The organism is Sphingomonas sp. CROZ-RG-20F-R02-07 (assembly GCF_022662335.1).
Classification (GTDB): domain Bacteria; phylum Pseudomonadota; class Alphaproteobacteria; order Sphingomonadales; family Sphingomonadaceae; genus Sphingomonas.
Window position 1 is genome coordinate 23694 of record NZ_JAKNQJ010000014.1, and the last position, 17115, is coordinate 40808.

15 protein-coding genes and 1 tRNA gene are annotated in these 17115 nt (G+C 65.0%); 10 read left to right on the forward strand and 6 right to left on the reverse strand.

Annotated features, from left to right (window positions below):
* Positions 1–139 precede the first annotated feature (139 nt).
* The 4 genes from tuf to rpsL form a co-directional block, all read right to left on the reverse strand.
* On the reverse strand, positions 140–1333 hold the full coding sequence (gene tuf, locus L8H00_RS15935) for an elongation factor Tu (protein WP_242098293.1): 1194 nt from the start codon (positions 1331–1333) through the stop codon (positions 140–142).
* A gap of 164 nt (positions 1334–1497) precedes the next feature.
* A complete protein-coding gene (fusA, locus tag L8H00_RS15940) occupies positions 1498–3594 on the reverse strand; it encodes an elongation factor G (protein ID WP_242098294.1) in 2097 nt (698 codons plus the stop codon).
* Positions 3595–3691: 97 nt separating this feature from the next.
* A complete protein-coding gene (rpsG, locus tag L8H00_RS15945) occupies positions 3692–4162 on the reverse strand; it encodes a 30S ribosomal protein S7 (protein WP_242098295.1) in 471 nt (156 codons plus the stop codon).
* A gap of 42 nt (positions 4163–4204) precedes the next feature.
* Positions 4205–4576, reverse strand: a complete 372-nt coding sequence (rpsL, locus tag L8H00_RS15950) for a 30S ribosomal protein S12 (RefSeq protein WP_029936467.1) — start codon at positions 4574–4576, stop codon at positions 4205–4207.
* A gap of 244 nt (positions 4577–4820) precedes the next feature.
* Between rpsL and L8H00_RS15955 the strand changes: the two genes are divergently transcribed.
* Entirely contained in the window at positions 4821–5468 is a 648-nt protein-coding gene (locus tag L8H00_RS15955; protein WP_242098296.1) for a hypothetical protein, read from the forward strand.
* On the opposite strand, the gene L8H00_RS15960 is transcribed toward L8H00_RS15955, so the two are convergent.
* Positions 5399–6421, reverse strand: coding sequence for an alpha/beta hydrolase (locus tag L8H00_RS15960; RefSeq protein WP_242098297.1), 1023 nt, complete (start codon positions 6419–6421; stop codon positions 5399–5401). The two genes, L8H00_RS15955 and L8H00_RS15960, sit on opposite strands and share 70 nt — an antisense overlap.
* Before the next feature lie 85 nt (positions 6422–6506).
* On the opposite strand from L8H00_RS15960, the gene L8H00_RS15965 reads away from it, so the two are divergent.
* The 8 genes from L8H00_RS15965 to L8H00_RS16000 all read left to right on the forward strand — a co-directional run bounded on the left by L8H00_RS15965 (position 6507) and on the right by L8H00_RS16000 (position 11397).
* Positions 6507–6583: transfer RNA gene (locus L8H00_RS15965), tRNA-Trp, on the forward strand.
* 163 nt (positions 6584–6746) lie between these two features.
* On the forward strand, positions 6747–6944 hold the full coding sequence (gene secE, locus L8H00_RS15970) for a preprotein translocase subunit SecE (protein ID WP_242098298.1): 198 nt from the start codon (positions 6747–6749) through the stop codon (positions 6942–6944).
* A gap of 11 nt (positions 6945–6955) precedes the next feature.
* Positions 6956–7492: a transcription termination/antitermination protein NusG gene (gene nusG, locus L8H00_RS15975; RefSeq protein WP_242098299.1), complete on the forward strand. Its 537-nt coding sequence runs from the start codon at positions 6956–6958 to the stop codon at positions 7490–7492.
* Positions 7493–7691: 199 nt separating this feature from the next.
* Entirely contained in the window at positions 7692–8123 is a 432-nt protein-coding gene (gene rplK, locus L8H00_RS15980) for a 50S ribosomal protein L11 (RefSeq protein ID WP_242098300.1), read from the forward strand.
* 4 nt (positions 8124–8127) lie between these two features.
* Positions 8128–8820: a 50S ribosomal protein L1 gene (gene rplA / locus L8H00_RS15985; protein WP_242098301.1), complete on the forward strand. Its 693-nt coding sequence runs from the start codon at positions 8128–8130 to the stop codon at positions 8818–8820.
* 128 nt (positions 8821–8948) lie between these two features.
* Entirely contained in the window at positions 8949–9536 is a 588-nt protein-coding gene (locus L8H00_RS15990) for a TadE/TadG family type IV pilus assembly protein (RefSeq protein WP_242098302.1), read from the forward strand.
* On the forward strand, positions 9533–10066 hold the full coding sequence (locus L8H00_RS15995; RefSeq protein ID WP_242098303.1) for a TadE/TadG family type IV pilus assembly protein: 534 nt from the start codon (positions 9533–9535) through the stop codon (positions 10064–10066). The genes L8H00_RS15990 and L8H00_RS15995 overlap by 4 nt, the downstream gene beginning before the upstream one ends.
* A 2-nt stretch (positions 10067–10068) precedes the next feature.
* On the forward strand, positions 10069–11397 hold the full coding sequence (locus tag L8H00_RS16000; protein ID WP_242098304.1) for a pilus assembly protein TadG-related protein: 1329 nt from the start codon (positions 10069–10071) through the stop codon (positions 11395–11397).
* 25 nt (positions 11398–11422) lie between these two features.
* Here the strand turns inward: L8H00_RS16000 and L8H00_RS16005 are convergent, their stop codons facing one another.
* On the reverse strand, positions 11423–12520 hold the full coding sequence (locus L8H00_RS16005) for a hypothetical protein (RefSeq protein WP_242098325.1): 1098 nt from the start codon (positions 12518–12520) through the stop codon (positions 11423–11425).
* Between the two features lie 343 nt (positions 12521–12863).
* Between L8H00_RS16005 and rpoB the strand changes: the two genes are divergently transcribed.
* On the forward strand, positions 12864–17042 hold the full coding sequence (rpoB, locus tag L8H00_RS16010) for a DNA-directed RNA polymerase subunit beta (protein WP_242098305.1): 4179 nt from the start codon (positions 12864–12866) through the stop codon (positions 17040–17042).
* Positions 17043–17115 lie beyond the last annotated feature (73 nt).

Here is a 17115-nt window from a genome sequence, read left to right on the forward strand (position 1 = left end):
TACCGATGCGAAAGAGCGGGCGCCTCCCCGATCGGCGATGCCGACGACGAAGGAGCCAGAAACTCGTGATGCTTACATTAAAAGCGAAGGGTCGACACCGGTTGCCCGATGCCGACCCCCCGACAGGCTTGCGCCTATATTACTTGGAAATGCCGCTGACAACCCCTGCGCCGACGGTACGACCGCCTTCGCGGATCGTGAAGCGCTGGCCCACGTCCATGGCGATCGGCGCGATCAGCTTGATGCCGAGTGCGACGTTGTCGCCCGGCATCACCATCTCGGTGCCCTCGGGCAGCTCGACCGTGCCCGTGACGTCCGTGGTGCGGAAGTAGAACTGCGGACGATAGTTGGCGAAGAACGGCGTGTGACGGCCACCCTCGTCCTTCGACAGCACGTACACTTCCGACTGGAAGTCGGTGTGCGGCTTGATCGTGCCGGGCTTGCAGAGCACCTGGCCCCGCTCGACCTCGTCACGGGCGACGCCGCGGATCAGTGCGCCGACGTTATCGCCGGCCTGGCCCTGATCGAGCAGCTTGCGGAACATCTCGACGCCCGTGACCGTGGTCTTGCGGACGGTCGGGTGGATACCGACGATCTCGACTTCCTCGCCGACCTTGACGATGCCGGTCTCGACGCGGCCGGTGACGACCGTGCCGCGACCCGAAATCGAGAACACGTCCTCGATCGGCATCATGAACGGCTTGTCGAGCGGACGCTCGGGCTGGGGGATGTACTCGTCGACCTGCTTCATCAGCTCGAGCACGGCTTCCTTGCCGAACGTGTCGTTCGAACCCGAGAGCGCGCAGGTGGCCGAACCCTTAACGATCGGAATATCGTCGCCCGGGAAGTCGTACGAGCTGAGCAGCTCGCGGATTTCCAGCTCGACCAGCTCGAGGATTTCTTCGTCGTCGACCAGATCGACCTTGTTCATGAACACGACCATCGCCGGCACGCCGACCTGGCGGGCGAGGAGGATGTGCTCGCGGGTCTGCGGCATCGGGCCATCGGTGGCCGACACGACCAGGATCGCGCCGTCCATCTGCGCGGCGCCGGTGATCATGTTCTTCACGTAATCGGCGTGGCCCGGGCAATCGACGTGCGCATAGTGACGCGCGGTCGTCTCATACTCGACGTGTGCGGTCGAGATCGTGATGCCGCGCTCGCGCTCTTCCGGCGCCTTGTCGATGTTGGCGAAATCAACGGCGGTGCCGCCGGTCGTCTCGGCCAGCACCTTGGTGATAGCGGCCGTCAGCGAGGTCTTGCCATGATCGACGTGGCCGATCGTGCCGATGTTGAGGTGCGGCTTGTTCCGCTCGAATTTTGCCTTGGCCATGATGTCCTACCTTCTGAGTCGAATGTCGGTGCCGCTTAGGGGCTCACGCGAACGCGGCCCAATAGCGGGTGATGATGGGGAACGCCAGCCCTTCGCGATTTTGCCGTGAAGGGCGGCTTTGGACGGATCGGGACTGAGTCGCCTCGGCCCCGATCGCCCTGAGCTTACGCCAGCTTCGCCTTGACCTCGTCCGCCACGTTCTGCGGGACTTCGTCGTAATGCGAGAACTGCATCGAATATTGCGCGCGCCCCTGGGTGAACGAGCGGAGCGAGTTCACATAGCCGAACATGTTGGCCAGCGGCACCATCGCCTCGACCGTCTGCGCGTTACCGCGGCTATCAGTACCCTGGATCTGGCCGCGGCGGCTGTTCATGTCGCCGATGACGTCGCCCAGATAATCCTCCGGAGTGACGACCTCGACCTTCATGACCGGCTCGAGCAACGTGATGCCCGACTTCTGCGCCACTTCACGCATCGCGCCACGCGCGCAGATTTCGAACGCCAGCGCAGACGAGTCGACGTCGTGATAGGCGCCGTCATACAGCACGATCTCGAAGTCGATGATCGGGAAGCCGACCAGCGAACCGGTCGCCGCGGTTTCGCGGAAGCCCTTCTCGATCGCCGGCAGATACTCCTTCGGAATATTGCCGCCCTTGATCTCGTCCTTGAAGATGATGCCCGAACCGCGCTCGCCCGGCGTGACCTTGACCTTCACGCGGCCGAACTGGCCCGTGCCGCCCGACTGCTTCTTGTGGGTGTAGTCGACGTCCACCGGCTTCTTCAGATACTCGCGATACGCGACCTGCGGCGCGCCGACGTTCGCCTCGACCTTGAACTCGCGCTTCATGCGGTCGACCAGGATCTCGAGGTGGAGCTCGCCCATCCCCTTGATGATGGTCTGACCGGATTCGGCATCCGACGACACGCGAAACGACGGATCCTCGCGGGCGAGACGATTGAGCGCGACGCCCATCTTCTCTTGGTCGGCCTTGGTCTTGGGCTCGACCGAGAGCTCGATCACGGGCTCCGGGAATTCCATGCGCTCTAGGATGATCGGCGCGTTCATCGCGCAAAGCGTGTCGCCCGTGGTCGTGTCCTTGAGACCCGCCAGCGCGACGATGTCGCCGGCGAATGCCTCCTGGATGTCCTCGCGGCTGTTCGCATGCATCAGCAGCATGCGACCGACCTTTTCCTTCTTGTCCTTGACCGAGTTGGTCACCTGGCTCGCCGTCTCCAGCTTGCCCGAATAGATGCGCGCAAAGGTCAGCGTGCCGACGAAGGGATCGTTCATGATCTTGAACGCCAGCGCCGAGAACGGCACGTCGTCCGACGAGGGACGCTCGTCCGGCGTGACGCCGTCGAGCTTCAGACCCTGGATCGCGGGAACGTCGAGCGGGCTCGGCAGATAGTCGACCACGGCGTCGAGCAGGGGCTGGACGCCCTTGTTCTTGAACGCGGAGCCGCACACCACCGGCACGAACGCCATGCTGAGCGTACCCTTGCGGATCAGCTTCTTCAGGTCCGCGACGCTCGGCTCATTGCCTTCGAGATAGGCCTCCATCAGGGCATCGTCCTGCTCGACGGCCATTTCGATCAGGTCGCTGCGATACTTGGCGGCCTTGTCGGCCATGTCCGCCGGGATGTCCTGGAATTCGAACTTCGCGCCGAGGCTCTCTTCGAGCCAGATGATCGCACGATTCTCGACGAGATCGACGAGACCCTTGAAGCCGCCCTCGATGCCGATCGGCAGATACAGCACCGCCGGCCGCGCGCCCAGGCGCTCGATGATCGAATTCACGCAGAAGTAGAAATCGGCACCGGTGCGATCGAGCTTGTTGATGAAGCACATCCGCGGAACGCCATACTTGTCGGCCTGACGCCACACCGTCTCCGACTGGGGCTCGACGCCGGCGACGCCGTCGAAACAGGCGACCGCACCATCGAGCACGCGCAGCGATCGCTCGACCTCGATCGTGAAGTCGACGTGTCCGGGCGTGTCGATGATGTTGATGAGGTGCTCTTCGCCCTTACCCTCTTCGGCGCGCCACTTGCAGGTGGTCGCAGCCGACGTGATGGTGATCCCGCGCTCCTGCTCCTGCTCCATCCAGTCCATCGTCGCGGTGCCTTCGTGCACTTCGCCGATCTTGTAGGACTTGCCGGTGTAATACAGGATTCGCTCGGTCGTCGTCGTCTTGCCGGCATCGATATGTGCCATGATGCCGATATTGCGGTAACGGTCGAGCGGATGGCTGCGGGCCATGATCGTGCTTCCTTGAAGATATGGGGAGCAGGCCTGACGGCCGGCTCCCCAATATATAGGTGGTTAAGCTACCGGTGAAAAGCCACCAGCGGCCCGGTTACCAGCGGTAGTGCGAGAAGGCGCGGTTCGCTTCCGCCATGCGGTGCGTGTCTTCGCGCTTCTTCACCGCGTTGCCGCGGTTGTTGGCGGCGTCCATCAGCTCGCCCGACAGCCGTGCGGCCATCGTGTTCTCGCTGCGGGCACGCGCCGCCGAGATCAGCCAGCGGATCGCCAGCGCCTGGGCGCGCTCGGGACGCACCTCGACGGGCACCTGATAGGTGGCACCGCCGACGCGACGCGAGCGGACCTCGATGCCGGGCTTGATGTTGTTCAGCGCGTCGTGGAACACGCCGAGCGGCTCGCGCTTGGCGCGGGTCTCGACGGTTTCCATCGCACCATAGACGATCAGTTCGGCGACCGACTTCTTGCCGTCATACATGACGGAGTTCATGAACTTGGAGAGAACCTCATCACCAAAACGGGGATCAGGCAGGATTTCCCGCTTTTCGGGACGACGACGACGAGCCATGCTGGGCTAACCTTTCAAATCAGCTGGAAGAACGGGAGCGGCTTACTTGGGCCGCTTCGCACCGTACTTGGAACGCGACTGGCGCCGGTCCTTCACACCCTGTGTATCGAGCACGCCGCGCAGGACGTGGTAGCGGACGCCGGGAAGATCGCGGACACGGCCGCCACGGATCAGGACCACCGAGTGCTCCTGAAGATTGTGGCCCTCGCCCGGGATGTAGCTGATGACTTCGCGCTGGTTCGTCAGGCGGACCTTGGCCACCTTGCGCAGCGCCGAGTTCGGCTTCTTCGGCGTCGTCGTATAGACACGGGTGCAAACGCCGCGCTTCTGCGGGTTCTGCTCCATCGCAGGGACCTTGGACTTGGCCTTCTGCGGTTCGCGGCCCTTGCGGACCAGCTGGTTGATCGTCGGCATTGAAGCCTTCACCTTTCCATTGGTTACTTTGCTGGAGCCACGCGGCGCCTGAGAATACAAAAAGGACCATCGGGCGTCGTTCGACTCCCTCAAGCCCTGGAATGCATCCAGCAATGTTCATGCATGTCTGGCGGGAACGGTCCCGTCGAACAGGGCGCGCCTATACGCATGCCGTCCCGATCGGTCAACTGGCGCGGCATCGGCTTAACCGCCTCGCAACCCGGCGGCGTGCAGAGGGATCGCCATGCGCATCCCCTATCCTCGTCCGCTGCCGATCACCGCTTCGAAGCGCGGCCGGACGATCGCATGTGCGATGGGTGGCGAGCGCGGCATAACGCGCCAGCCTGACACCCTGTCCACCATGGCCATACCGCTCGGGGCGCTGATCGCCATAAGCGGCTTTGTGGCAACCGGCGCGCGATCGCCGGCGATCGGCCTCTGGCCCCTCGCCGCACAGGCGCCGGACGGTGGCCGAAGCGTGTTCGCGCTGCTGGTCGCCCTGCTGGCGGGAACGCTCGCCTGGCTGACCGCGACCATCGTCGCGAAGCCCGCGTCGCCACCCGATTCGCGCTATGCACTGCGCGCCAGTCTGGCCTTGGCGCTGCTCGCGCCCGCGATGGCGCCCCTCCTTGTCCTGCCCATCGGAATCGCGATTGTCGAGCGGCGACCCGCGCTGGGCATGGCGGTCGTCGCGGCGCTCGTTCTCGCGATCGACGGCCGACCCGTCTACGCCACGCTGGCGTTGATCGCGGCAGGTGCGACGCTCATGCCGCCCCCCGCACCGGTCGCGGCCAACGACAATGGCCGGATACGCCCCCTGCCCTATCGTCCCTGGCGCCCCTTCAGCACGCCGAGCAGCGCGGCATCGAACCGCGCGGGATCCTCGACCTGAGGCGCATGGCCCAGTCCGTCGAGCGGCATGACGACGGCGTTCTTCATCTGCCGCGCCGCATCGGGCGCGATCAACGGGATGGCCAGTAGGAAACGCCGGAGCGTCGGCGGTGTCTGCGCGCGCCCGAACGCGGTGCGGTCGAGCGTACCGATCAGCAACGTGGTGGGCGGCGCGATCCGGCCGAGCTCGTGCGCGACCGGCTGCGTCTTCACCATCTCGCTGGTTTTCGCCTGGGCCAGCGCCACCATGTCGCGTCCGGCACCCGCATACATGCCGGCCAGCATCCACACCCAGCGATCATAGGCCGGCTTCCAGGTGCCGTGATAGTAATTCTCCTGCTGATACGCCTTGATGGAGGCATAGCTCGTCCGGCGCTCGCCCGCCCAGAGCGTGTCGACATCGACATAGGGCAGCCCCTCTTCCGAACGGTCCTTCAGCCCGAGCGGGTTGACGAGCACGAGTCGCTCGACCGAATCCGGAAAGAGGATGGCGTAGCGCATCGCGAGCATGCCGCCGAACGAATGGCCGACGATCGTGGCGCGCGTCACCCCCCGCGATTCGAGCAGCCGGTGGGTAAGCGTCGCCAGCAGTTCGAAGCTGTATTGCGCCGCCCGCGGCTTGGACGATTTGCAGAAGCCCAGCTGGTCGGGCACGATCACCCGGTAGCCCGCATCGGTGAGCGAGCGGACGCTATGCTCCCAGGTGGCGCCGCAGAAATTCTTGCCGTGCAGCAGCACGACGGTGCGGCCGTTCGGCCGTGCCGCCGCGACATCCATGAACGCCATCTGCACTGGCGCCCCCACCACGTCGACGGTCATCGTCTGGACGGGCCAGGGATAGGTGAAACGCTCCAGCATCGGGCCGAAATCGGGGCTCGCGGCCGGGGTGTCGGCGCCGGCCAGCAGGGCGGCCAGGGGAAGCGCCAGGACGGCGAGCAAGAAAGAACGTGGCATGATCGCCCGATGATCGATTCGCAGGCGAAACGCTAGTCTTTCATATTGCCCGCGGCATCGTCCGGCGTTATGGGCAGCCCCGCACAGGGGTGTAGCTCAGTTGGTTAGAGCGTCGGTCTCCAAAACCGAAGGCCCTCGGTTCGAGTCCGAGCTCCCCTGCCACCGCCGCTGCCGGCGCTCCGCACCCCCTTGCCTTCCCTGGCGTGCGAAGCTAGATGCGCAAACCATCCGATAGCGAGGACGGCCTAGCGCCTCCGCCCAAGAGGGCGGCGGGGCGGGGTTCCATGCCTCGATATCCTCATCCGTTTGGCGGGCTCACAGACACGTGGCGAAGACGACACCCCTCGAATTCATCCAGCAGGTTCGCGCCGAAACCGCGAAGGTCGTCTGGCCGACGCGGCGCGAGACGGTGATGACCGGCGTGATGGTTGTCGTGATGACGACGATCCTGGCCGTGTTCTTCCTCGGTGTGGACACGATCTTCGAAGCGATCGTCGCCGCGCTGCTCAAGCTGGCCCAGTAGAAAAGGTTCCCATGGCGCGCTGGTACATCATTCACGCCTATTCGGGTTTCGAAGGCAAGGTTCGCGACCAGATCATGGCCGACGCGACGCGGCTCGGCCTCGACCAGCTGGTCGAGCAGATCGAAGTGCCCACCGAAACGATCACCGAGGCCCGTCGCGGCAAGAAGATCGCGGTCGAGCGCAAGTTCATGCCGGGCTATGTGCTCGCCAAGCTGAACATGAACGACGATGTCTATCACCTGGTGAAGAACACACCCAAGGTGACGGGCTTTCTCGGCAGCATGGGCAAGCCACAGGCGATCAGCGAAGCCGAAGCCGCGCGGATGCTGAATTCCAAGGAAGAGGCGGCCGCCGCACCCAAGCACAAGGTGAAGGTGGATTACGAGATCGGCGACGCCGTGAAGGTGCTCGACGGCCCGTTCGCGAGCTTCAACGGCACCGTGGAGGAACTTGATTTCGACCGCAGCCGCGTGAAGGTTTCGGTCAGCATCTTCGGTCGTGCCACCCCGGTCGAGCTCGAATTCGAGCAGGTCGAGCGCAGCAAGTAAGGCGCGGCCTGAGCGGTCAGGTCAGCAGGCGTACCCCCAATCGAACGGCGGGCGGCTTTACAGCCGCCCGCCGTTCGGCTATCGGCCGCCGCTTCCCAAGCAGACGCTGACGGAAAAACATCGCGGGAGGGCGTGCCGTCGGCATGCCCGTTCGAACCGCTCGACTTGATCGGGGCATCGCCCCTCGAAAGAGAGTGACATGGCAAAGAAGATTACGGGTTACATCAACCTCCAGGTGCCGGCCGGCGACGCCAAGCCAGCACCGCCGATCGGCCCCGCACTGGGTCAGCGCGGCGTGAACATCATGGAGTTCTGCAAGGCGTTCAACGCGAGCACCACCGAGCTGACCAAGGGAACGCCGATCCCCACGCGGATCACGGTCTATGCCGATCGCAGCTTTTCGTTCGAGACGAAGTCGCCGCCGGCCTCGTTCCTCATCAAGCAGGCCGCCGGCCTGAAGTCGGGCTCCAAGGAGCCGGGCAAGGTGTCGGCGGGCACGATCGCGCGCAGCAAGCTGAGCGAGATCGCCCAGGCCAAGATGAAGGACCTGAACGCCAACGATATCGAGGCCGCGACCAAGATCATCGAAGGCAGCGCCCGCGCGATGGGCCTCGAAGTGACGGAGGGCTGATCCCATGGCCAAGCTGACCAAGAAGCAGAAGACGATCACCGTGGACTCGCTGAAGCTGCACGGCGTCGACGAGGCGATCGCGCTGGCGCGTTCGGGCGCCACGTCGAAGTTCGACGAGACGATCGAAGTGGCGCTGAACCTGGGCGTCGATCCCCGCCATGCGGACCAGATGGTGCGCGGCGTGGTCAACCTGCCCAAGGGCACCGGCAAGACCGTCCGCGTCGGCGTGTTCGCCCGCGGCGCGAAGGCGGAGGAGGCGCTGGCCGCCGGTGCCGACGTCGTGGGGGCCGAGGACCTGATGGAGACCATCCAGGGTGGCACGATCGATTTCGACCGCTGCATCGCGACGCCCGACATGATGGGCATCGTCGGGCGTCTCGGCAAGGTGCTGGGCCCCAAGGGCCTGATGCCGAACCCGAAGCTCGGCACGGTGACGATGAACGTCGCGCAGGCGGTCAAGGACGCCAAGGGCGGCCAGATCGAATATCGCGTCGAGAAGGCCGGCATCATCCATTCGGGCATCGGCAAGGCGAGCTTCCCGGCCGAGGATCTGCGCGCGAATTTCGACGCGCTGGTCGATGCGGTGGTGAAGGCCAAGCCGTCGGGCGCAAAGGGCAAATATGTCCGCAAGGTCGCGATCTCGTCGACGATGGGCGCGGGCATCAAGGTCGACACGACCGAGGTCGCCGGCGCCTAAGCCGCGACGATCGACAGGATCGACGAATGAGGGCCGGGAGCGATCCCGGCCCTTTTTCGTAAGTTACGCCGCCACCTTCACGCAAAATTAGCCACTGCGATCTACCGGTCTCCGCAGGGAGACGTGTGATGGCATCGGCAGCACAGCGATCGGGCAAGCCGCGGCGCGGCTGGCGCAGCATCGTACCCGCGCGCGACGGCGCCACGATCATCGAATTCGCGCTGGTGGTGACACCCTTTTTCGCGGTTCTGATGGCCATTCTCCAGACCAGCCTGATCTATTTCAGCCAGGAGGCGCTCGAGACGAGCGTCGAAGCCGCCGCACGCAGCGTCGTCACCGGAAAGGCGCAGGCCGCCGACGCGACCGGTTCCAGCAGCGGCATGAGCCCAGCGCAGCTCCAGACCCGGTTCCGCAACGCCGCATGCGCGACGCTGCCCGGCTATATGTCGTGCGCCAAGCTGCTGGTTGACGTGCGCAGCGCGACCAGCTGGAACGCCATGGACACCAGTATGCCGACGATCACGTTCGATGCGAACGGCAACCCCAACAACACGCTGAGCTACAGCCTCGGCAGCCAGGGCGCCGTCGTGCTCGTGCGGCTGATGTATCTCTGGCCGATCCAGGCGGCGCCGATGCAGCTGGGGCTCGTCAACGTGGGCAACGGGCAGCGACTGATCGTCGCCACCTCGGTCGCCAAGACGGAGAGCTATTCGTGACGTCGCGCAAGCTCGCCACAGACACGCGCGGCCTCGCGCTCATCGAATTCGCGATCGTCCTGCCGATCCTGCTGACGCTTTATCTCGGTGGGTTCCAGCTGGGCGATGGAATCGCATGCAGCCGCAAGATCACCATCGCAACGCGCGCGATCGCCGATCTGATCGCACAGAACCAGTCGGGCTCGACGACCGCCAGCGAAGTGGACAGCAACCTGTCCGCCGCGACGCAGGTGCTCGCCCCCTACGCGGCCAGCAATGCGGTCATCCGGATCACCGAGGTCGGCACCGACTATAATCTGAAGACCACGGTGCAATGGAGCCGTGCCGCGAATGGCGCCGCCTACAAACCGGGCGCGGTCGCCACGATCCCGCTCGCGATGCGCATACCGGGCACGTACTTCCTGTTCGCCGAAACATCCTATGCCTACACGCCGTCGGTCAATTTCGGTTTCGTCAACGCCATGAACCTGTCGGATTCGCTGTACATGCTGCCGCGCAATTCGAACAGCATCACTTGCACGGATTGCTGAAGATGACGATCATGCGCCCGCTCCTCCATCTGGCGAAGCGGCTGCGGCACGATCGCCGCGGCAACGTCTTCATGATCTTCGCCTTCGCGCTCATCCCGCTGACGTTCGCCACGGGCATGGGCATCGATTACGCCCGCGCGATGAAATCGCAGACCAAGCTCAACGCGGTCGCCGATGCCGCCGCGCTGGTGGCGGTCAGCAAGACGGTGATGAGCTTGGATGACAACAGCGCCGCGGGTTACGCCACCCAGATGTTCCAGATCCAGAGCCAGAGCGTTCTCAACAACGGCTCGGTCAAGCTGACAAGCCTGTCGACCAGCGCGCCGACGGATTCGACCGGCCGTCGCACCGCGACCGTCAGCTATGTCGCCACGTCGTCGAACATCTTCGCCAATATCCTGGGCTTGCCGTTGCTGACCATCCACGGCACCTCCCAGACCACCAACGCCACCGCGCCCAACATCGATTTCTACATGCTGCTCGACGTATCAGGATCGATGGCGCTTCCCACCACGACGGCCGGGCTGAGTAAGGTGGGTGCGAGCAACGGCAACGGATGCCAGTTCGCCTGCCATTCGACGAACGATCTGAAGGGGAAGGATGCGAACGGCAACATGCAGGATCTGTATGGCGTGGCCAAATCCTACGGCCTCACACTGCGCATCGACGACGAAGGCACCGCCGTCTCAAAGCTGACGGCGGATGCGCAGAGCACGTCGAGCAAAAACGGCGCGAACTACCGGATGGCGATCCATTCGTTTCATGGCGCCGGCGGATTTTCGATGATCCAGTCGCTCACGGCCAATCTGTCCTTGGCCGCGACCACGACTACCAACCTGAAGCCGAGCAATTACTACAGCAACGGTTGCCCGACCCAAGCCTGCAAGAACACCGATGTCGGCTATAACGATCAGGACACGGGCAGCAGCGACGCCTTCGACCAGATGAACAAAGTCATCACCCCGTCGCCGGGAACGGGGCTGAACGGCGCTCAACCCCAAGCCATCATGTTCCTCATCACGGACGGCATGCGTGACGAGTCCCGCCCCGGCGGCCGTCCGGAAATCGGGTTCGACACTGCCAAGTGCACCACGATCAAGAGCCGGGGAATTCGGATCGCGGTTCTCTATACCGAATATCTTCCCCAGGCGCTGGCCAACGACAGCTGGTCGCAGGCCAACGTCGCGCCCTATCTCAACCAGATCGAACCCGCGCTTCAGGCCTGCGCGTCGCCCGGACTCTATACCAAGGTGTCGACCGATCAGGATATCTACACCGCGCTCGACACGCTGTTCCAGAACGCCGTCGCGACCGCCCGAATTTCGGGGTGATGCGGCGCCGGGCAGCCGCCTCCAATCAGCGCTCGAGCAAGACCGCGTGGGAGCGCGCGGCAACCGCATCCTGCATCCGCGGCGGGACATCGAGCCAGAAGGGCGCGAGCTTGGACGAATCCACGCGCTCCACGCCCACCGCGAATGCCTGCACCGTCTGGCCGAGGCCCCCGTGTCCCGCCGCATAGATCACGTTCAACGCGGCAAGCGGGATGAACATGGGGCGACCGTTCGCGCTCAGCGCCTCGATCGCGTCGCGCGGCAGCGCCATGACGATCCGAAGCCGACGCTCCTCGCCTGGGGCCAGGGCGAAGGTCGGCGCGGCCGGACGTGCGATCGGCTCGGCCGCAAACCCGCTCACCGCCGCCTCTTGCCCCGAGGATGCACTGAGCAACTGGGCCCTCAGGCGGATATCGGTGGCGGGAGCGTCGCCCCGGTTCGTCACGGTCACCTCGCAGTCGACGGTCGCGCTCAGCATGTTGAGCCCCGCGCGCGTCGGCCGCAACGCAAGCGCGAGCCTGCCGCGCGGGACGATCGGCGTGAGCGGCGCCACGGCCACCGTATCCGAGCCGCCCTCACCGGTCTCCGCCTTCGCCCCGCGGCGCCGCGACCACAGCCCCGCCCCGCCGAGCGCAACCGCCAGCGCGCCGACACCGGCCAGCCATGGCCATGGCCATGCCACCTGCTGCGGTGACGCAGGCGGTAGCGTGATGCCCGGCGTCGGCGTCGGCATTGGCGTCGGCGTCGCGACGGCAGCAGGCTGTGCTGCCGCGGCGGACGACGGCGTCGGAACCGGTGCCGGCGTGGACGTCGGGGCGACATCGGGGGTCGGGGTGGCACGCGGCGTGGGCGTGGCACGGGGGGATGGCGTGGGCTTGGGCGTGGCGGTCGCCCGCCGCTGAGGCGTTGGCGTGATCGCCGGCAGCGACAAGGGCGATGCGAGCGGCACCGGCGTCGCATAGGGCGTCGGGCTCGCCTGGGGTTGGGACGGCGTGAGACTGAAATTGCCGAGATTGGGTATGGTCCGCACGGCGTCCTGCGCGCCGGCCCGTCCGCCAAGTGCCGCCAACGCTACGGCGAGGATTGGCGCGGCCGATACCGCACGGCGCCTCTCGAATGTCATGATCGCGAATTCCCTGATGATCGTTTCTGCCGCCACGGCGCGACCAGCGGTGCAAGCCGGGTTGCGACGAGCCGCGCCGTGGCGGCGGTGAAGCACGCACGGGGCGCTACCAGCAGATGCCCGCGTTTGACAGCCGGCAACACGGCACCTATATCGCGGGTTCGCCACAGCATCCGGGAAATGAGCGGCCGTCGCGCAGCCGATCGATCGAATGGGATGCCGGGGTTACCGGACGCCGAACGCCGCCGCATCCCGTATGCGAGCGGCTTTTCGGCGTCTTCGCACGCCCCGCCCCGGAGGTCTCCGGGCAGAGATTAGACGGCTGACGAGGCAAAACGATCCTATGGCTACCAAGGCAATCGAAAGCGGCACCGCGCGGCGCCCCGAGCAGAGCACGGCCAAGCGCCGCATCCGCAAGGTGTTCGGCAACATTCACGAAGTCGTGCAGATGCCGAACCTGATCGAGGTCCAGCGTGAGAGCTACGAACAGTTTCTCCGCTCCGACAAGTCGATCGGCCATGTCTCGGGCCTCGAAAAGACGCTGCGCAGCGTCTTCCCGATCCAGGATTTCGCCGGCACCGCCTATCTCGACTTCGACGATTACGTCCTAGAACCGCCGAAGTTCGACGTCGAGGAATGCCGTCAGCGGGGCATCACCTATGCCGCGCCGATGCGCGTCACCCTCCGTCTGACCGCGTTCGAGGTCGATCCGGATACCGAGGCCAAGTCGGTCATCGATATCAAGGAGCAGGACGTCTACATGGGCGACATGCCGCTCATGACCGAGAACGGCACCTTCTTCATCAACGGCACCGAGCGCGTGATCGTCAGCCAGATGCACCGGTCGCCGGGCGTGCTGTTCGATCACGATCGCGGCAAGACCCACGCCAGCGGCAAGTACCTCTTCGCCGCGCGTGTGATCCCGTATCGCGGTTCGTGGCTCGATTTCGAGTTCGACGCGAAGGACATCGTCAACGTCCGTATCGACCGCAAGCGCAAGCTGCCGGTGACGGCGCTGCTCTACGCGCTCGGCATGACCAGCGAGGATATCCTCAACGAATTCTACAACCGCGTCACCTATGTGCGCGGCCAGGGCGGCTGGATCATCCCGTTCGCCGCCGAAAACTGGCGCGGTGTGAAGCCGCTGTTCGACATCGTCGATGCGAAGTCGGGCGAGGTCGTGTTCGCGGCGGGCCAGAAGATCAGCCCGCGCGCCGCCAACAAGTCGGCCAAGGACGGGCTGACCGACCTGTTGATCCCGACCGAGGAGATCTATGGTCGCTATTCGGCCTATGACCTCATCAACGAACAGACCGGCGAGATCTATGTCGAGGCCGGCGACGAGATCGGCCAGGAGAATCTCGAACTGCTTGACAAGGCCGGGATCGACCGGATCGAGCTGCTCGACATCGACCACGTTTCGACCGGTGCATGGATCCGCAACACGCTGAAGGTGGACAAGGCCGAGGAGCGCGAGCAGGCGCTCTCCGACATCTACCGCGTGATGCGCCCCGGCGAGCCGCCGACGCTCGAGACGGCCGAGGCGCTGTTCGCCGGCCTGTTCTTCGATCCGGACCGCTACGACCTGTCGGCGGTGGGCCGTGTGAAGCTCAACATGCGCCTCGACCTCGATGCCGAGGATACGGTGACGACGCTTCGCACCGAAGATATCCTTGCGGTGGTGAAGACGCTCGTCGGCCTGAAGGACGGCAAGGGCGAGATCGACGACATCGACAATCTCGGCAACCGCCGCGTGCGTTCGGTGGGCGAGCTGCTGGAGAACCAGTATCGCGTCGGCCTGCTGCGCATGGAGCGCGCCGTGAAGGAGCGCATGTCGTCGGTCGACGTGTCCACCGTGATGCCGAACGATCTCATCAACGCGAAGCCGGCAGTTGCCGCGGTTCGTGAGTTCTTCGGCTCGTCGCAGCTCTCGCAGTTCATGGACCAGACCAATCCGCTGTCCGAAGTGACGCACAAGCGTCGCGTTTCGGCGCTCGGGCCGGGCGGTCTGACGCGTGAGCGTGCGGGCTTCGAGGTGCGCGACGTGCATCCGACGCATTATGGCCGCATCTGCCCGATCGAGACGCCGGAAGGTCCGAACATCGGTCTCATCAACTCGCTGGCCTCGTTCAGCCGCGTCAACAAATATGGCTTCATCGAGACGCCGTACCGCAAGGTCGTGGACCACAAGGTCACCGACGACGTGGTGTATCTGTCGGCGATGGAAGAGGCCAAGCACACGATCGCGCAGGCCAACGCTGAGCTGACCGCCGATGGCGGCTTTGCCGAGGAACTGGTTTCGTCGCGTCAGGCGGGCGAATTCCTGATGGCGCTGCCCGACAACATCACGCTGATGGACGTTTCGCCCAAGCAGCTCGTCTCGGTCGCCGCATCGCTCATTCCGTTCCTGGAAAACGATGACGCCAACCGCGCGCTGATGGGTTCGAACATGCAGCGTCAGGCGGTGCCGCTCGTCCAGGCCGAGGCGCCGTTCGTCGGCACGGGCATGGAAGAAACGGTGGCGCGCGATTCGGGTGCGGCGATCGGCGCCAAGCGCGCCGGCATCGTCGACCAGGTCGATGCCGCGCGCATCGTGATCCGTGCGACCGGCGAGGTCGACGCGGGCAAGTCGGGCGTGGACATCTACACGCTGATGAAGTTCCAGCGTTCGAACCAGTCGACCTGCATCAACCAGCGCCCGCTGGTGAAGGTGGGTGACGTGGTCGCGGCCGGCGACATCATCGCCGATGGCCCCTCGACCGAGTTCGGCGAGCTGGCGCTGGGGCGCAACGCGCTCGTCGCGTTCATGCCGTGGAACGGCTACAACTACGAGGACTCGATCCTCATCAGCGAGCGGATCGTGAAGGACGACGTGTTCACGTCGATCCATATCGACGAGTTCGAGGTGATGGCCCGCGACACCAAGCTCGGGCCGGAGGACATCACGCGCGATATCCCGAACGTCGGCGAGGAGGCACTGCGCAACCTCGACGAGGCGGGCATCGTCTATGTGGGTGCTGAGGTCGAGCCGGGCGACATTCTCGCCGGCAAGATCACGCCCAAGGGCGAATCGCCGATGACGCCGGAGGAAAAGCTCCTCCGCGCGATCTTCGGTGAAAAGGCCTCGGACGTTCGCGACACCTCGCTGCGCCTGCCGCCGGGCGTTGCCGGAACGGTGGTGGACGTGCGCGTCTTCAATCGCCACGGCATCGACAAGGACGAACGCGCGATGGCGATCGAGCGCGAGGAGATCGAGCGCCTGAAGAAGGACTCGGACGACGAGCGCACCATCCTCAATCGGGCGACCTGGAGCCGCCTGCGCGAGATGCTGCTCGACCAGACCGCGACCGCGGCGCCCAAGGGCGTAAAGAAGGGCGTCGTGATCGATATGGACCTGCTGGAGAGCGTGGACCGCCATGACTGGTGGAAGTTCGCGGTCGCCGACGACAAGGTCCAGAGCGATCTGGAAGCGGTGAAGCAGCAATATGATGATGCCGCCAAGCTCATCACCGACAAGTTCCACGATCGGCGCGAGAAGCTGGAGCGTGGCGACGAGCTGCCGCCCGGCGTGCTGAAGATGGTCAAGGTGTTCGTCGCGGTGAAGCGCAAGCTGCAGCCGGGCGACAAGATGGCCGGCCGTCATGGCAACAAGGGCGTCATCAGCCGCATCCTGCCGGCGGAGGACATGCCGTTCCTCGCCGACGGTACGCCGGTCGATCTGGTGCTCAATCCGCTGGGCGTGCCATCGCGCATGAACGTCGGGCAGATCTTCGAGACGCATCTGGGCTGGGCCGCACGTGGTCTGGGCCAGCAGCTCGCGGCCCGGCTCGAGGATTGGCGCGAGGCGAACCCCGACGCCAAGCCGGGTGCGATGCCCGATGCGGTGAAGGAGCGCCTCAAGACGATCTACGGCGACAACTACACCGCCGAGATCGACGCGCGCGACGGCGACGAGATCGTCGAACTGGCCGAGAACCTGAAGCGCGGCGTGCCGATGGGCACACCTGTGTTCGACGGTGCACGCGAGGCGGACGTGTCCGACATGCTGGAACTGGCGGGTCTCGACACGTCGGGCCAGTCGGATCTGTTCGACGGGCGCACCGGCGACATGTTCGATCGCAAGGTGACGGTGGGCATCATCTATATGCTGAAGCTCCACCATCTCGTGGACGACAAGATCCACGCGCGTTCGATCGGGCCGTACAGCCTCGTCACGCAGCAGCCGCTGGGTGGTAAGGCGCAGTTCGGTGGGCAGCGTTTCGGCGAAATGGAGGTCTGGGCCTTGCAGGCGTATGGCGCCGCCTACACCTTGCAGGAGATGCTGACGGTGAAGTCGGACGACGTGGTCGGCCGCACCAAGGTCTACGAGGCGATCGTCAAGGGCGACGACACGTTCGAGGCCGGCATCCCCGAGAGCTTCAACGTGCTCGTCAAGGAAATGCGCTCGCTGGGCCTGAACGTCGAGCTGACGACCGCCGAACTCGGCTATGACAGCGACGGCATCCAGATCGCGGCGGAATGAGGGAACGGGGGCGGCCGGATGGTCGCCCCCTGCCCCCGCGCGCACGGAATTTACCCCTAGAGGGAATTGAAAC

What these genes read in the sequence shown, in the direction of transcription:
- rpoB (WP_242098305.1), top strand. Translation starts at nt 12,864, where the DNA reads ATGGCTACCAAGGCAATCGAAAGCGGCACCGCGCGGCGCCCCGAGCAG.
- L8H00_RS16005 (WP_242098325.1), bottom strand. Translation starts at nt 12,520, where the DNA reads ATGACATTCGAGAGGCGCCGTGCGGTATCGGCCGCGCCAATCCTCGCC.
- rplK (WP_242098300.1), top strand. Translation starts at nt 7,692, where the DNA reads ATGGCAAAGAAGATTACGGGTTACATCAACCTCCAGGTGCCGGCCGGC.
- fusA (WP_242098294.1), bottom strand. Translation starts at nt 3,594, where the DNA reads ATGGCCCGCAGCCATCCGCTCGACCGTTACCGCAATATCGGCATCATG.
- rplA (WP_242098301.1), top strand. Translation starts at nt 8,128, where the DNA reads ATGGCCAAGCTGACCAAGAAGCAGAAGACGATCACCGTGGACTCGCTG.
- rpsL (WP_029936467.1), bottom strand. Translation starts at nt 4,576, where the DNA reads ATGCCGACGATCAACCAGCTGGTCCGCAAGGGCCGCGAACCGCAGAAG.
- L8H00_RS16000 (WP_242098304.1), top strand. Translation starts at nt 10,069, where the DNA reads ATGACGATCATGCGCCCGCTCCTCCATCTGGCGAAGCGGCTGCGGCAC.
- L8H00_RS15990 (WP_242098302.1), top strand. Translation starts at nt 8,949, where the DNA reads ATGGCATCGGCAGCACAGCGATCGGGCAAGCCGCGGCGCGGCTGGCGC.
- tuf (WP_242098293.1), bottom strand. Translation starts at nt 1,333, where the DNA reads ATGGCCAAGGCAAAATTCGAGCGGAACAAGCCGCACCTCAACATCGGC.
- rpsG (WP_242098295.1), bottom strand. Translation starts at nt 4,162, where the DNA reads ATGGCTCGTCGTCGTCGTCCCGAAAAGCGGGAAATCCTGCCTGATCCC.
- nusG (WP_242098299.1), top strand. Translation starts at nt 6,956, where the DNA reads ATGGCGCGCTGGTACATCATTCACGCCTATTCGGGTTTCGAAGGCAAG.
- L8H00_RS15955 (WP_242098296.1), top strand. Translation starts at nt 4,821, where the DNA reads ATGCGCATCCCCTATCCTCGTCCGCTGCCGATCACCGCTTCGAAGCGC.
- L8H00_RS15960 (WP_242098297.1), bottom strand. Translation starts at nt 6,421, where the DNA reads ATGCCACGTTCTTTCTTGCTCGCCGTCCTGGCGCTTCCCCTGGCCGCC.